This window comes from Pantoea sp. M_9, assembly GCF_008631385.1.
Taxonomy (GTDB): domain Bacteria; phylum Pseudomonadota; class Gammaproteobacteria; order Enterobacterales; family Enterobacteriaceae; genus Pantoea; species Pantoea eucrina.
This window is the reverse complement of the sequence record NZ_VWUF01000001.1, coordinates 117,487-132,110: the sequence shown is the minus strand read 5'-3', so window position 1 is coordinate 132,110 and position 14,624 is coordinate 117,487. Positions and strand designations below refer to the sequence as shown.

General features: G+C 59.7%; 14 protein-coding genes. 8 read left to right on the top strand and 6 right to left on the bottom strand.

Annotated features, from left to right (window positions below):
* Nucleotides 1-6: 6 nt before the first annotated feature.
* Nucleotides 7-342 (bottom strand): DUF1283 family protein, encoded by a 336-nt coding sequence (locus tag F3I15_RS00530; protein WP_150016152.1) that lies wholly within the window; start codon nucleotides 340-342, stop codon nucleotides 7-9.
* A gap of 130 nt (nucleotides 343-472) precedes the next feature.
* Between F3I15_RS00530 and F3I15_RS00525 the strand changes: the two genes are divergently transcribed.
* Together F3I15_RS00525 and F3I15_RS18430 are read left to right on the top strand one after the other, a co-directional pair.
* A complete protein-coding gene (locus tag F3I15_RS00525; protein ID WP_039385939.1) occupies nucleotides 473-799 on the top strand; it encodes a YnfA family protein in 327 nt (108 codons plus the stop codon).
* A 12-nt stretch (nucleotides 800-811) separates the two neighbouring features.
* Nucleotides 812-1,009: a hypothetical protein gene (locus tag F3I15_RS18430; RefSeq protein WP_370513319.1), complete on the top strand. Its 198-nt coding sequence runs from the start codon at nucleotides 812-814 to the stop codon at nucleotides 1,007-1,009.
* 41 nt (nucleotides 1,010-1,050) lie between these two features.
* Here the strand turns inward: F3I15_RS18430 and ydfG are convergent, their stop codons facing one another.
* Nucleotides 1,051-1,800, bottom strand: a complete 750-nt coding sequence (ydfG, locus tag F3I15_RS00515) for a bifunctional NADP-dependent 3-hydroxy acid dehydrogenase/3-hydroxypropionate dehydrogenase YdfG (RefSeq protein ID WP_039384381.1) — start codon at nucleotides 1,798-1,800, stop codon at nucleotides 1,051-1,053.
* Between the two features lie 314 nt (nucleotides 1,801-2,114).
* Here ydfG and guaD point away from each other — a divergent pair, with 314 nt between their 5' ends.
* The gene (gene guaD, locus F3I15_RS00510; RefSeq protein ID WP_150016151.1) at nucleotides 2,115-3,473 is read left to right on the top strand and encodes a guanine deaminase; all 1,359 of its coding nucleotides are present in this window, start codon (nucleotides 2,115-2,117) and stop codon (nucleotides 3,471-3,473) included.
* A 50-nt stretch (nucleotides 3,474-3,523) separates the two neighbouring features.
* Nucleotides 3,524-5,575 carry a peptidyl-dipeptidase Dcp gene (dcp, locus tag F3I15_RS00505; RefSeq protein WP_150016150.1) on the top strand — a complete coding sequence of 684 codons (2,052 nt, stop codon included), beginning with the start codon at nucleotides 3,524-3,526 and terminating at the stop codon, nucleotides 5,573-5,575.
* Between the two features lie 18 nt (nucleotides 5,576-5,593).
* Here the strand turns inward: dcp and hpxO are convergent, their stop codons facing one another.
* Nucleotides 5,594-6,751, bottom strand: a complete 1,158-nt coding sequence (gene hpxO / locus F3I15_RS00500; protein ID WP_039384376.1) for an FAD-dependent urate hydroxylase HpxO — start codon at nucleotides 6,749-6,751, stop codon at nucleotides 5,594-5,596.
* A gap of 232 nt (nucleotides 6,752-6,983) precedes the next feature.
* Between hpxO and F3I15_RS00495 the strand changes: the two genes are divergently transcribed.
* Nucleotides 6,984-7,223, top strand: a complete 240-nt coding sequence (locus F3I15_RS00495; RefSeq protein WP_150016149.1) for a hypothetical protein — start codon at nucleotides 6,984-6,986, stop codon at nucleotides 7,221-7,223.
* 3 nt (nucleotides 7,224-7,226) lie between these two features.
* Here the strand turns inward: F3I15_RS00495 and F3I15_RS00490 are convergent, their stop codons facing one another.
* From F3I15_RS00490 to F3I15_RS00480, 3 genes are read right to left on the bottom strand one after another with little or no spacing between them, the layout of a single operon-like run.
* Nucleotides 7,227-8,711: an FGGY-family carbohydrate kinase gene (locus tag F3I15_RS00490; RefSeq protein WP_150016148.1), complete on the bottom strand. Its 1,485-nt coding sequence runs from the start codon at nucleotides 8,709-8,711 to the stop codon at nucleotides 7,227-7,229.
* A 49-nt stretch (nucleotides 8,712-8,760) separates the two neighbouring features.
* A complete protein-coding gene (locus F3I15_RS00485) occupies nucleotides 8,761-9,606 on the bottom strand; it encodes a class I fructose-bisphosphate aldolase (protein ID WP_150016147.1) in 846 nt (281 codons plus the stop codon).
* On the bottom strand, nucleotides 9,590-11,341 hold the full coding sequence (locus F3I15_RS00480; RefSeq protein WP_150016146.1) for a glycerol-3-phosphate dehydrogenase/oxidase: 1,752 nt from the start codon (nucleotides 11,339-11,341) through the stop codon (nucleotides 9,590-9,592). The genes F3I15_RS00485 and F3I15_RS00480 overlap by 17 nt, the downstream gene beginning before the upstream one ends.
* A gap of 181 nt (nucleotides 11,342-11,522) precedes the next feature.
* On the opposite strand from F3I15_RS00480, the gene ampC reads away from it, so the two are divergent.
* From ampC to F3I15_RS00465, 3 genes are all read left to right on the top strand, one after another.
* On the top strand, nucleotides 11,523-12,638 hold the full coding sequence (gene ampC / locus F3I15_RS00475; protein ID WP_150016145.1) for a class C beta-lactamase: 1,116 nt from the start codon (nucleotides 11,523-11,525) through the stop codon (nucleotides 12,636-12,638).
* 9 nt (nucleotides 12,639-12,647) lie between these two features.
* The gene (locus F3I15_RS00470; protein ID WP_150016619.1) at nucleotides 12,648-13,091 is read left to right on the top strand and encodes a GNAT family N-acetyltransferase; all 444 of its coding nucleotides are present in this window, start codon (nucleotides 12,648-12,650) and stop codon (nucleotides 13,089-13,091) included.
* Between the two features lie 260 nt (nucleotides 13,092-13,351).
* Nucleotides 13,352-14,617 carry a YbiU family protein gene (locus F3I15_RS00465; protein WP_150016144.1) on the top strand — a complete coding sequence of 422 codons (1,266 nt, stop codon included), beginning with the start codon at nucleotides 13,352-13,354 and terminating at the stop codon, nucleotides 14,615-14,617.
* Nucleotides 14,618-14,624 lie beyond the last annotated feature (7 nt).

Here is a 14,624-nt window from a genome sequence, read left to right as displayed (position 1 = left end):
GCCGCGTTACGGCGCGACGGGACGACCAGTGCGGCGGTCGAGGCAGCGCAGGGTATTCTCTTCCCAGTAAGCATTCACGTTGTAGCTCTTGTCGCAGGCGTCGCGGGTATCAAACGCGCGGTCCGCTTTGTCGAACTCTTTCTCTGTCCGGGTATTAATCTTGCTGCGCAGATTACGCGTGTCGTTCCACTGCTCTTTACTCTGGCGGGCGGCTTCATTGCTGGCCGCGCTATTGCCATCTTCCACGATCAGACGATCGGTGCGGGCAGTGGCAAAGGGAGCACTGAGCAGCACGCTGGCCGTCAGCAGCGCCGTAAACAGAACGGAAGCATAGTGTTTCATGATGTTGTCCTTTAGTCAGACCCGGTCAGCCGGGCAAGGCTGTTGCCGTAACAGCGGCTAGTATATCATCCTGCTTTTGCTGCTCACCAGCGGTGTGCAGCGCGTTGAGGGAACAGAGAGCAGGATTATGCTGATCAAGACCGCACTATTATTTTTCATTACGGCTGTCGCAGAGATTGCGGGCTGTTTCTTGCCCTGGCTCTGGCTGCGTAAAGGGATGAGCGCCTGGCTGCTGTTGCCGGCTGCGGCGAGTCTGGCGCTGTTTGTCTGGCTGCTCACGCTGCATCCGGCGGCAAGCGGGCGGGTGTACGCGGCGTATGGTGGTGTCTATGTGTTTACGGCTCTGATCTGGCTGCGCGTGGTGGATGGGGTGCGGCTGAGCGCATGGGACTGGGCGGGCGCGCTGATAGCGCTGTGCGGGATGCTGATTATTGTCACCGGCTGGGGAAAAGCGTAACAGCGTCACCCGGTGCTATCAGGTGACGTTGTCACACGCGATTATGCGTCTTTATGCACTTTCAGCCCGGCGGTGGTCTGGCTGACCGGCATAATCTCCAGCGTNCTGCGCGTGGTGGATGGGGTGCGGCTGAGCGCATGGGACTGGGCGGGCGCGCTGATAGCGCTGTGCGGGATGCTGATTATTGTCACCGGCTGGGGAAAAGCGTAACAGCGTCACCCGGTGCTATCAGGTGACGTTGTCACACGCGATTATGCGTCTTTATGCACTTTCAGCCCGGCGGTGGTCTGGCTGACCGGCATAATCTCCAGCGTGTTGATATTGACGTGCGCTGGCAGCGTGGTTACCCAGTAAACGGCCTCGGTAACATCCTCTGCCGTCAGCGCCGTTGTGCCTTCATACACCGCGCCGGCGCGATCGTCATCGCCTTTAAAGCGCACATTAGAAAACTCCGTTCCGCCGACCAGACCCGGCTCGATATCGGTTACGCGCAGCGCGGTGCCGTGGAGATCGGTACGCAGATTCAGGCTGAACTGGCGCACAAACGCTTTGGTTGCACCATAGACGTTGCCGCCCGCATAGGGCCAGCTTCCGGCAATAGACCCGATATTGACAATATGCCCGACGTTGCGCTCTACCATGGCAGGCAGCAGCGCCCGGGTCATGAAAACCAGGCCTTTGGTATTGGTGTCGATCATGTTTTCCCAGTCATCAACGCTGGCTTTGTGGGCTGGCTCAGTGCCCAGCGCCAGGCCGGCGTTGTTGACCAGTACATCAATGTTGCGCCACTCTGCCGGCAGCGCAGCGATGACCTCCTCGATAACGGCACGATTACGCACATCGAGCTGAACGGTATAGAGGTTTTCACCCAGCTCATCCTTCAGCGCCTGCAGTCGTTCGGCGCGCCGCCCGCTGGCGATTACTTTATGGCCTGTGGCAATGAAGCGACGGGTAATACTTTCACCAAACCCTGCAGTGGCACCGGTAACAAAAATAATCATCTCACTGTTCCTTAACTGTTTTCAGGTAGTCCGCGTTTAACCATATCACCATCATTCTTCGCCTGCTGAAAAAAAGCGACCGGCAAACGCTCCGTCGCCAGAATGCGTTAACCGGGTGCAGGGGCGCACCGCGCTGATGCATCATGGGGCAGCGTGAGCGGTCGCCATTAAATCTTAACGCCGGCGCAGATACGCGTAATCGTTTGCGCATTCGGTTGCCTCTCTTTCAGGCTAACCTTATGATTTAGCAGATAAATAAACCGTTCCTGGCACGTCTTTTGCACATTCATCTTATCTTACTGAGAGGATGAGTTATGAATGCTGACAACGAGACGCTGCTGCGCGCCAGTTTTTTTGATTTTACCCGCACGGTAGATCAGCCAGAGGCGCTGAGTGACGCCGCACGCTATCTCGCTGATGGTCTGCTCACGCTGCGTGCAGGAAAAATTGTCAGCCTGGAAAGCTGGAGCAGCGCGGCGGCGCGGGTGGATAGCCGGCGGGTCACGGATCTGCGCGGCAAGCTGATTGTGCCGGGGTTTATCGATACCCATATTCACTATCCGCAGACGGAAATGATGGGCGCGTTTGGCGAACAGCTGCTGACCTGGCTGAATAACTATACCTTTCCGGTTGAGCAGCAGTATCACTGTGCAACCCATGCGGCAAAGATGTCCGGTTTTTTCCTGCAGCAGCTGCTGGCTAACGGTACCACTACCGCACTGGTGTTTGGCACGGTGCATCCGCAGTCGGTTGACGCGCTCTTCAGCGCGGCGGAGCGGCTCAGCATGCGACTCATTGCCGGTAAAGTGATGATGGACCGCAACGCGCCGGACTACCTGACTGAAACCCCCGAAACGAGCTATCAGCAGACGCGGGCGCTGATAGCGCGCTGGCACCGGCGCGGCCGTCTTGGCTATGCGCTGACGCCACGCTTTGCGCCGACCTCTTCGCCACAGCTGCTGGAACGGGTAGGTCAGCTGCGGAAAGAGTTTCCCGATACCTGGCTGCATACGCACCTGAGTGAAAATCCGCAGGAGGTGGCGTGGGTCAGAGAGCTTTTTCCCGAGCGCAACGGCTATCTTGATGTCTATCACCACTATCAGCTCACTGGCGCACGCAGCGTATTTGCCCACTGCCTGCATCTGCAGGATCATGAGTGGCAGTGCCTGCACGACACCGGTTCAGCCATCGCGTTTTGTCCTACTTCAAATCTGTTTCTGGGCAGCGGGCTGTTTGATCTCAAACGCTGCTGGCAGGAGAACGTGCGCATGGGGATCGGCACCGACGTCGGCGCTGGCACCACTTTTAACCTGCTGCAGACGCTGGGCGAGGCGTATAAAGTCGGGCAGCTGCAGCACTATAAGCTGACCGCCTGCGAAGCGCTTTATCGCGCCACGCTGGGCGGGGCGCAGGCGCTGGATCTCGACGATAAAATTGGCAATTTCACGCCCGGCAAAGAGGCGGATTTTGTGGTGCTGGATCCGGCCGTATCGCCGCTGCAGCAGCTGCGTCATGGCAACAGTAAAGATATTTTCGAGCAGCTGTTTGTTCTGATGACGCTGGGTGACGATCGCAACATTGCGCAGACCTGGGTAAATGGCCAGCCGGTGTGGCAAAAAGAGACGGCGGGCAGCACGCCGGGTTGTTGCCCGCACCCCGGCGTGCCAGGATAAAGGCTCTCTGCCGCAGGCTATTGCGGCGTTGCTGATTATCAGGAGCGATAATGAACCGATCCGCCAATCCCTTTTTTAGCGCCAGCACGCTGCCGTATCAGGCGCCGCCGTTCGATCAGATAAGCGAAGACGATTTTCTGCCGGCGCTGGAAGCGGGCATCGAAGAGAAGCGCCGCGAAGTCGCCGCGATTATCGCAAACCCGGCGCCACCGGACTTTGCTAATACCTTTGAAGCGCTGGAGCGCAGCGGCCTCTTACTGAGCCGGGTATGGCAGGTCTTTTCAGCCATGACGGCAGCGAATACGTCGTCGCGCCTGCAGGAGGTGGAAGAGATCATCACGCCCGCCCTGGCGGCGCTGCACGATGAGATCTACCTTAACAGCACGCTCTTCGCCCGGCTGGAGGCGGTCTGGCAGCAGCGCAGCACCGCCTGCCCGGACGCAGAGGCGGTGCGGCTGACGGAAGTTACCCGGCAGGCGTTTCAGCTGGCCGGCGCCAGCCTGAGTGAGGATGAAAAACAGTGGCTGCGCGATATCAATCAGGAGCTGGCAGGCCTCAGCACCCGCTTTGGCAACCGGCTGCTGGCGGCGACGCAGTCAGCCGCCTACACCGTCAGCAGCCCGGAGGCGCTGGCGGGACTCGACGATGCAGCGCTGGAGCAGGCGCGTGCCGCTGCGGCCGCACGCGGTCTGGATAATCAGTGGCTGATCCCGCTGCAAAACACCACGCAGCAGCCAGCGCTGAGCCGATTAACCATCCGCGCCACGCGGGAAGCGCTGTTTGAGCAGGCGCTGAAGCGCTGTGAGCGTAACGATGCAAACGATACGCGGCCGCTGGTTTCGCGTATGGCGCAGCTGCGGGCGGAGCAGGCCGCGCTGCTGGGCTATAGCAGCTATGCGGCGTGGAATTTGCAGGATCAGATGGCGAAAACGCCGGAGGCCGCGCTGGACTTTATGCGTAATATTGTGCCGGCAGCCTGCGAGCGCGCCGGGCGCGAGGCCGCAGAGATAGAACAGCTGATGGCTGAGCAGCAGCAGAGATTTGACCTGCGCGCCTGGGACTGGAACTTTTACGCCGAGCAGGTGCGCCAGGCGAAATATGACTTTGATGAAGACGCTATTCGTCCCTGGTTCGCGCTGGATAGCGTGCTGGAGCGCGGCGCATTCTGGGCCGCCACGCAGCTTTACGGCATCCGGTTCAGCCAGCGCCACGATCTGCCGGTCTATCATCCGGATGTCTGCGTCTATGAGATTTTCGACGCCGATGAGACGCCGCTGGCGCTGTTTTATACCGACTTTTTCGCCCGTGATAATAAAAGCGGCGGGGCATGGATGGGCAACTTTGTCGACCAGTCTGCGCTGCTGGATCAGAAACCGGTGATCTACAACGTCTGCAACTATACCAAACCGCAGCCTGGCCAGCCGGCGCTGCTGAGCTGGGATGACGTTATCACGCTGTTCCACGAATTTGGTCATGCGCTGCACGGCCTGTTTGCCAGCCAGCGCTACGCCAGCCTCTCCGGTACGGCCACGCCGCGCGATTTTGTGGAGTTTCCGTCGCAGATTAACGAACACTGGGCCAGTCATGAGGCGGTGTTCGCCAGCTATGCGCGCCACTGGGAAACCGGGGAGCCGATGCCCGCTGCGCTGCGCGAAAAAATGGTGCGGGCCGCCACCTTTAATAAAGGTTATGACATGACCGAACTGCTGGCCGCGGCGCTGCTGGATCTGCAGTGGCACTCCCTCTCCGCGCACGATAAGCCGCAGGATGTGGAACATTTTGAACGGCAGGCGCTGCAGGCAGAAAACATTGCGCTGTCAGCGGTGCCGCCGCGCTATCGCTCCAGCTATTTTCGTCACATCTGGGGAGGAGGATATGCGGCAGGTTATTACGCCTATATCTGGACGCAGATGCTGGCTGACGATGGCTATCAGGCGTTCACTGAACAGGGCGGCCTGACGCGGGAAAACGGGCAGCGCTTCCGGGAGCTGGTCTTGTCACGCGGAAACAGCAGCGATCTGCAGCACGTCTGGCTGAGCTGGCGCGGTAAAGCGCCAGCGCCAGAGCCGATGCTGCGCCATCGCGGATTAAGAGCAGAGTAGGGCAGAAGCGGTGGCGCGCTACCCCATCGGGCCACCGCAGATTGTGTCGCACATGCCAGCCAGCACCCGCTCGCCGCTTTCGGTTTTTAGCTCTTCATACCAGGCCGCCGTCAGCGCGGGCTCTTTACCGTGCGTCACGTCGCAGCGCTTGCGAGCCTTCAGCACCAGGTCGCGGGTGCGATCCAGCCGGCGCGCCTGATAGCGCAGCAGCGCATCTTCCACCCCCAGCGAGTGGGTCGCCAGCGTTTGTGCCAGCACCACGGCATCTTCCATTGCCGCGCAGCCGCCCTGACCAATATCGGGGGTGGTGCTATGGGCTGCATCGCCCAGCAGCGCCACGCGTCCGCGCACAAAGCGGGTAAGGGGTTCGGTATCGTGTATCTCGACCCGGTTAGTGGTGAGCGGATCGAGCTGCGCTATCAGCCGCTGCACCGGTTCGGCCCAGCCGGCGAAATAGCCGCTGAGATCGGCGCGCAGCGTGGTGCGATCCTGAGCGAGGCCGGCAGGTAGCGGCACATCGAAGAAGAAGTAGAAGCGGTTGCCGGCAACCGGCATCAGCGACACGCGTTTGCCGTCGCCGACAAAAGTGGTCCACTGATCGGCGGGTGCTATCGCTTCATCCACGCTAATCAGCCCGTTCCAGTTTACATAGCCCGCATAGCGACGCGCCACGCGCTCGCCCAGCACCGCCTCGCGCAGCACAGAGTGCGTGCCGTCCGCAGCGATCAGCAGGTCGCCTGTGGCTTCGCTGCCGTCGGCAAAGAAAGCGGTAACGCCCTGCGAGGTTTGTTCAGCATGCGTAACGCGCCTGCCAAAGCGAACGCGCGTCCGGCCATACGTATCAAGCAGCATCGCCTGCAGCCCGGCGCGTGATACCGGCGCAGGATATTCACCGGTGCGCTGCACCAGCGGATCCAGGCTGAAGCGGGTCAGGGGGGCACCGCTTCGCGCATCGTGATAAGCCATCCAGGCCATATTGCCGCTCAGCGCGCGCAGCGGCTGTTTCAGACCGAGGGCATTCAGACATTTCACGCCGTTAGGCCAGACGGAAATGGCTGCGCCAACCGGCTTCATCTCCGCGACAGCCTCATAGACTTCTGTCTCAAAGCCTGCCCGTTCCAGGGCGATAGCTGCACTCATTCCGCCGATACCGGCGCCAATAACAATCACTTTCATCATGCTCTCCTGTGCTCAGACAGGGAGATACTGCAACTTCTGTACCAGATGCGCGTCAACAGGCAGCATGTTGATAACTATAGGTTTTTATAAAAGAGACGTATTAGTGAAACGAATGTTGCAGTGCATTCGCACTTTTATGGTGCAGGCCTATTCTCATGAATCTTTTGTTTCATGCGGCATTTTGACCAGATTTTGCGCATACTTAACGCTTCAGAGCGGAGGATTAATCATGAAGTGGATAATTGCGTTAATGATGACGTGCAGCGTAAACGCGATGGCGCAGAGCAGCTGGCAGCCGTCGCCCAAATCGCCGTCTGCCATGTTTACCCCGGTTGCGTCGAAATGCGATCTGTCGGCCTGTCAGCAAAACTGCTACGTACAGCAGTCACAGTGCAAAAATGATAGCGGCGGCGGATGTGGCTCGCTGGCGCAAATCTGTGTACAGAACTGCACCAGCCAGTGTCGCTGAGTATCAGCGGGTCTCGCGCCAGATGTCGCGCATCGCCAGCTCCAGCTTTTTAAACTGGTGATAGCGCGCGTCGTGGAAGCTGACCCACTCCGGCCGCGGCTGCCGCTCTTCCGGCTGCAGACGCACCGCGTGCTGCACCGCATCTGTCAGATCCCGCCACACGCCCACGCCAACGCCTGCACAGAGCGCGGCGCCCAGCGCGCCGGTTTCCGTACACTCTGCCACCCGCACCGGGATATTCAGAACGTCGGCAAACATCTGCGGCCAGATGACGCTGCGCGCGGCGCCGCCTGAGAGCGTTGCGCGGGTAAAAGGGAGGCCGGCAGCGTGCAGCCGGTCAATATGCGCCCGATGAGCAAAGGTCACACCTTCAAACAGGGCAAACAGCATATCTGCACGGGTATGCCAGCCGCCCAGCCCGTAAAAGCCGGCGCGGGCCGATTCCGGTTTGCGGCCGGAGTAGAGATAGGGGTGATAGAACGGCAGATGCGGATCCTGACGGATCTGCGCCACGCACTCACTGCTCTGCACCGCGCCTTTTCCTCCGCGCCGGTCGTCAAATTCCCGCAGAAACCAGTTGAGGTTAGCCGCTGAAGTAGCGCTGGCCTCAATCGCCATAAAGCGATCCCGTTCTATCATTGAACTCATGGAAACCGGGCGAAGATAGTCAGGTTTATCCACCACAACCTGATTGATGCTCCACGTACCCGCTACGATTGAGGCGTCACCGCAGCTGACGACCCCCGATCCCGCTGCGCTCGCCACCACATCAAACAGGCCCGCTACTACCGGTATGCCCGCCGGCAAACCGGTGCGTGCCGCCGCCGGCGCGGTAACATAACCGCTGACCGCGCTCGATTCACGCAGCGGCGGCAGCCAGGCTGCTGCCTCCTGAATGTCATAGAGCGCCAGCAGCTCACTACTGTAATCGCGAACGCGATAGTCAATCAGCCCGGCACCCGCCGCATCTGAATAGTCGCTGCTGAGCGCGTCGCTGAGAAAATGGACGATAACATCTTTAGCGCTCAGTACCGCACCAATCTGCTGCCATATCTGAGGCTGATGCTGTTTAACCCAGCTCAGCAGCACCGGCGTGGAGGCTGCCCACGGCGTCTGGCGGGAGAGGGTATAAATGGCGTGCTGTTTTTCAGCCTGCTCCAGCGCAGCGACAATATCGTCCGCCCGCCGATCGATCGACTGAATACCGAGCTGCGGCTGCAGCGCCCGGTCCAGCGTATAGAGGCCATTGCCGTGTCCGGCGGCGCCCACTGCAATGATATCCTGTGCGTCGGTGCCCGCCTGCAGCAGGCAGCGACGGATCGCCTGTTCAGTACCGTGCCGGATGGCGGCTATCGAACGCTCGGCGTAGCCCTCCTGCGGCTGCAGCGTTTCGCCGCTATGCTCAGCCACGGCCAGTATCGTCCCGCTGAGATCAAACAGCACCGCCTTGATCATCGTATTACCGGCATCAATACCCAGGATTTTCATATCCGGCTCCGTAAAACTGCAGAGGAGAGCGTGCAGAACCTGCGCCAGGTCAGGCGTCAGCCTGCTGATAAAGGGCCAGCGCATCCTCACCGCTAGCACCCTGATGAATAATGGCCATCAGGGCGGCGACGACCCGGGCAGGAGAGGCGTGCTGATAAACATTGCGCCCGTACACCATGCCGCTGGCGCCCTGCGCCATCAGCAGCGCGCTTTTGTGCAGTACCGCACCGATCTCGCCTTTACCCCCGCCGCGCACCAGCGTCGGACAGCGCGCCGCCTCTACCACGCGGTGAAAATCAGCCGGGTTATCGGTTGGATCCGCTTTGATAATATCGGCGCCCAGTTCGCGCGCCAGCCGCACCAGCGGAACGATCTGCTCTGCATCACCCAGTGAACCGTAGGCGACCCCCTGACCGGCGGGTGCCATCACCAGCGGCTCAATCATCAGCGGCATGCCGTAGCGGTCGCACGCATGGCGCAGCCGGCCAATATTTTCGATGCACATGCGAAAAATCGCGGGTTCATCGGGGATAAGATAAAGGTTCACCACCACGGCGGCCGCATCCAGCTGCAGCGCTGCCAGGATCGGCTCATCAGGATTATGCAGCACTGCCCACATCTCACGATGGCGCACGGCGTTATAGGCGTTGCCGACGTCGGTGCGCAGCACCAGAGCGGGCTTCACCCCTTCCGCGCGCTGCAGCAGATCCGCCTGTCCGTAATTGAGCTGAATCGCGTCCGGCTGCGCGGCAATCAGGTTCTGCATCACCGCGTCAATATTCTCAAGTCCCTGCAGAAAATCGGGTTCATTGGCAATACCGTGATCGACCGCTACGTCCAGACAGCGGCCGTGACGGAATAACCGCTTCATGCGTACCTTACTGCTCGCTGACATGCTGTGCCTCCTGCTGCATCACCGTAGGGTAGAGGCCATGCAGGCCGTGAAAACGCGCCAGCGACGCGCAGCAGCGCTGCAGCTGCTGTACCCGCTGACGCTCGCTCCAGCCCAGCGTCTGCGCCATCAGCAGCGAGATCTCCTGAATAAGCGGCGGGGTCAGCTCGCCGCCGATCGCCAGCGACGTGCGGCGCACCAGCAGATCTTCCAGCTGGCACACCTGCTCATGCTCTGTCAGATAGCGCAGTTCCGTGGCGCTGTAATCGGCGTGGTGATGCAGCGGGTGGTCGTCGTCGCGCAGCAGCGGCAGCAGCGGTAAGGCGCGGCTGCCGTAACGTTTTACCAGCTGCGTGACGCGCGGCAGCGGCAGTTCATGCTGCTGCGCCAGCTGGGCGATCCAGGCGGGCTGAGCCGCCGGAGCAGGAAAGTCGCGCCCGCCGCCAATCGCTAAATCCGTGGTAGAGACGTGGCGCTTTTCGCCCAGCAGCCGCAGAACACGATCTGCTGCCTCTTCACCGAAGCGGCGAAACGTAGTCCACTTACCGCCGACCAGGCAGAGCGTGCTCCAGGCGCGGGTGGGATCGGGCGGCAGCATCACCAGCGAATGGTTACGTGATATCTGACCGCTCAGCTTTGCATCACTGGCGGGCAGCGGACGCACGCCGCAAAAGGTGTAGACTACAGCGGACTCCGGCACCACCACCTCAGGAAAGACAAAGCGCAGCGACTCAAGAATATACGCTTTCTCAGCTGCCTCGCAGACCACGTTATCGGGATCGTCAACGCGGATATCCGTTGAGCCGGCCAGAACTTTACCTCCCCACGGATAGAGGATGCAGACGCGCCCCTCCTGATTCTCGAAATAGACCATTTCGCCATCGAGCATGCGCAGCAGCTCCGGATGATCGAGAATCAGATGTGACCCTTTGGTTCCGCCAATCAGCTTCTGCCGGGCGCTTTTAGGCGCGATCTGCTGGTTAAGCCGATCAATCCACGCGCCGCCGGCATTGACCAGCACGTGTGGCTGCAGGCGAAACTGCTCTCCGCTCAGCGTATCTTTCAGCGTAACGCTCTCACCGTCGCTGCTGATTACCTGCATATAATTCAGCGCCAGCGCGTCGCTGCAGGCGCGCTCCGCATCCTCCACCAGCTCAAACCCCAGCCGTTCAGGGGCGCTGATCCACGCATCATAGTAGCTGGCGCTATATTTCACCCACGGCGCAAAGCCCGGCCAGCGATCGCGGGTTGCCGCCTCAGTTCGCACCTGATGTTTAGGCATGGAGCCATACTGGCGCGTATAGAGGTCATACAGGCTGAGGCCGGTTTTGATCAGCAGCGCACCGCGCCGGGCAGGTTTGTCACTGAGGCGCAGAAACCGTCGCGTGGCGTTGACCATGCCGCCGCCGAAGGTTTCCACCGGCACCGTGGTTCGCAGCGGGAAAACATAGTGCGACGCGTTTTTCAGCAGCCGGTCGCGCTCGATCACCGACTCTTTAACCAGGCCAAACTCACCGGTCTCAAGATAGCGCAGGCCGCCATGGATCATGCGCGACAGGGCGCCACTCGCCGCCTGACACCAGTCATCGCGCTCCACCAGAATCGCCGGGATGCCCTGGAGGGCCAGTTCGCGAAAGGTACTGATGCCGTTTATGCCGCCTCCGGCAATCAGGACCGGTGTAATCTGACGCTGGCGCAGCCTGTCGAGACGCTCATTACGGGTTAATACAGTAGCCATAGCACGCTCCCTGACGGTGAAGGCTTATCCGTCAAAGGTATAGGAGTGCGCAGCCAAAACGGCAAACCCGCTTACTCAGGATGTGACTCTGTTCACTTACGCCACGAATGGGCATGTGGGGTGGGCCGGGGGCGGATATACTATGCGCACCGCTTTGGGTTCTGAGGAATAAGGATTATTCATGCGACGCCGCGTTATGGCTACAATTTTGCTGCTTATCGCCAGCTCCGCTGCTGCCCGGGCACCGGATGAGATTATCGAGCCGCTGATGACCCGCTTTGCGATCCCCGGCATGGCTGTTGCCGTGCTGAACAAAGGCCAGACGACTTTTTATAGTTACGGTGTCACTTCAACCGATCGGGGAGAGCCGGTCACCTCCCGCACGCTGTTTGAGATCGGCTCACTCAGCAAAACCTTCACCGCTACGCTCGCCAGCTACGCCGTACAGCAGCATAAAATGCAGCTTCGCGACAGCGCCAGCCAGTGGCTGCCTGCGCTGCAGGGCAGCGCGCTCGATCGCGTTACGCTGCTGAATCTGGCGACGCACACCAGCGGCATGCCGCTGTTTGTGCCGGAGGAGGTCACGGATAGCGCGCAGCTGATGCAGTGGTATAAAACGTGGCGGCCTGAGGCAGAGCCAGGAACAGAGCGCGTCTATTCAAACCTGGGTATCGGTATGCTCGGCATGATAGCGGCGAAGAGCCTGAATATGTCATTTATGCGCGCAATGGAGTCAATGCTGCTGCCGGCGATGGGAATGCATCGTACTTTTCTTGAGGTGCCGCCGCGCGCCATGCCGGATTACGCGCAGGGCTACGATAAACAGAACCGGCCGGTACGCGTAACCCCCGGGCCGCTGGATGCAGAAGCGTACGGGCTGAAATCAACCTCAGAAGATCTGATTCGCTGGCTCGGCATTCAGATGGGGGAGGTTAACGTGGTGCCCGCCTGGCGCCAGGCGGTGGCTGCCACCCATCAGGGCTATTTTCGCACGGCGGCATTTACGCAGGCGATGATGTGGGAGTACTACCCGCTGCCTGTTACTCAGCAGCAGCTGGTGGCGGGGAACAGCAGCAAAATCATACTTAACGGTATGCGGGCCACGCCGGTTTCTCCCTCTGCGCCGGTGCCGCTGCGCGCCTGGTATAACAAAACCGGCTCGACCAACGGCTTTTCAGCCTATGCGGTGTTTATCCCTTCCCAAAAGGTGGCGCTGATTATGCTGGCCAATAAATGGATACCCAATGACGATCGCGTTATTGCTGCGGATGAGATTATCCGTGCGCTGACGAAGTGAGGAGAGATGATGAGTATACGAGCATTGCGGGCTGAAGATTATGTCGCCTGGCTGCGGTTATGGCAGGGCTACCAGCAGTTTTATCAGACAGAGATTGATGAGGCGACGACCGGTGAAACGTTCCGGCGCATGCTCTCCCGTGCGGAACCGATGTATTGTCTGGTGCTGGAGCAGGGGGGCAGCATGGCAGGTCTGGTGCATTTTCTGACGCATCGCTCCACCTGGACGCGCGGTGACTACTGCTATCTGCAGGACCTGTTTGTCGCAGAAACGGCGCGCGGTAACGGTGCGGGAAAGGCGCTGATACTGGCCGTCTATGAGCAGGCCAGAGCGCGCGGCTGTTCACGGGTTTACTGGAACACGCAGGAGGGAAACGTCGCAGCACGGGCGTTGTACGACCGGCTGGCGACAAAGACGGAATTTATTCAGTATCGTTATCTGGTAGCACCTTAGTAGTTACAACAAACATATTTACTTTGTAATGATATAATTAACCTCCTCTGCAGGAATTCTGCCTGGGCAGAGAAAATAAGCCGCGGGCAGGGCCGCCCGCCAGAGCTAAGCGTTTTTCACCGCACACTTTCAAATGAAACCTCCTGCCTGCTGTGACCGCGTCCGGCTTTCCGCCACGACCGGCTTGCTGTAAATCGACCGTATGCTATGAATGAAACAGATCTAACTTTCATTTGAAACCAGAGCGCGAGGTAATTCCTGTGACCACTTTATTCTCTTCAGAGCAGCAGCCCGACGATTTTAGAAAAAGCATTCGTCAGATGAAGCAGCAGCTGCGCCAGCAGATCGGAGATGTGGAGGCGCTGTATAAGCAGGTGCGGGATAGCGTGGTGACGGAGCTTGCCGCGGCCAGAAGTGAAGAGGTGCAGTCCGGTTCCGCCTGGCCCCAACTGAGCTGGCAGGCGATAGCCGCAGGTGAAATCAGTGAGGCAGAGAAAGCACATATCCGGCGGCGCGGCTGTGTCGTGGTAAAAGGTAATTTCAGCCGCGAGTGCGCGCTGGAGTGGGATGCATCGATAATGCATTATCTGGACAATAACGACTTTATGACGCGCTACACAGGACCGGGGGATGATTTCTTTGGCAACCTGGCGGCGTCACGGCCGGAAATCTATCCGATTTACTGGAGTCAGGCGCAAATGGCTGCGCGGCAGAGTGAGGCGATGGCTACCACCCAGCGCTTCCTCAATCACCTGTGGCGGTTTGATTCTCAGGGTAAACGCTGGTTTGACCCTGATGTCAGCATTATCTATCCCGACCGCATCCGCCGGCGGCTGCCCGGCACAACCTCTAAAGGGCTCGGTGCGCATACCGATTCCGGCGCGCTGGAGCGCTGGCTGCTGCCGGCTTATCAGCAGGTATTCAGACATATCTTTAATAACCGCTTTGCGCAGTACGACCCGTGGGATGCGGCATACCGCACAGAGGTAAATGAATACCAGTCCGGTACCACCACAAAATGTTCGGTATTCCGTACGTTTCAGGGCTGGACGGCGCTCTCTGATATGCAGCCGGATCAGGGGCTGCTGCACGTTGTGCCGGTGCCGCAGGCAATGGCGTTACTGCTGCTGCGCCCTCTGCTCCGCGACGTCCCGGAAGAGGAGCTGTGCGGGGTTGAGCCGGGTAAAGTCCTGCCGGTATCGGAGCGCTGGCATCCTGAACTGATTACCGGACTCTGCTCCATTCCGGCGCTGGAAGCGGGCGATTCCGTATGGTGGCACTGCGATGTGATACATTCTGTCGCGCCGGTAGAAGATCAGCAGGGCTTGGGTAATGTGATGTACATTCCGGCCGCACCAATGTGCGATAAAAACCGCGCTTACGCGCATCAGGTGGCGCAGGCGCTGACAGCTGGCGTATCACCCGGTGATTTCCCGCGTGAAGATTATGAGGTTAACTGGCAGGATCGCTTTACGCCACAGCACCTGAACGCCCGCGGCCGTCAGGCGCTGGGCCTTACTGACTAACTGCAGG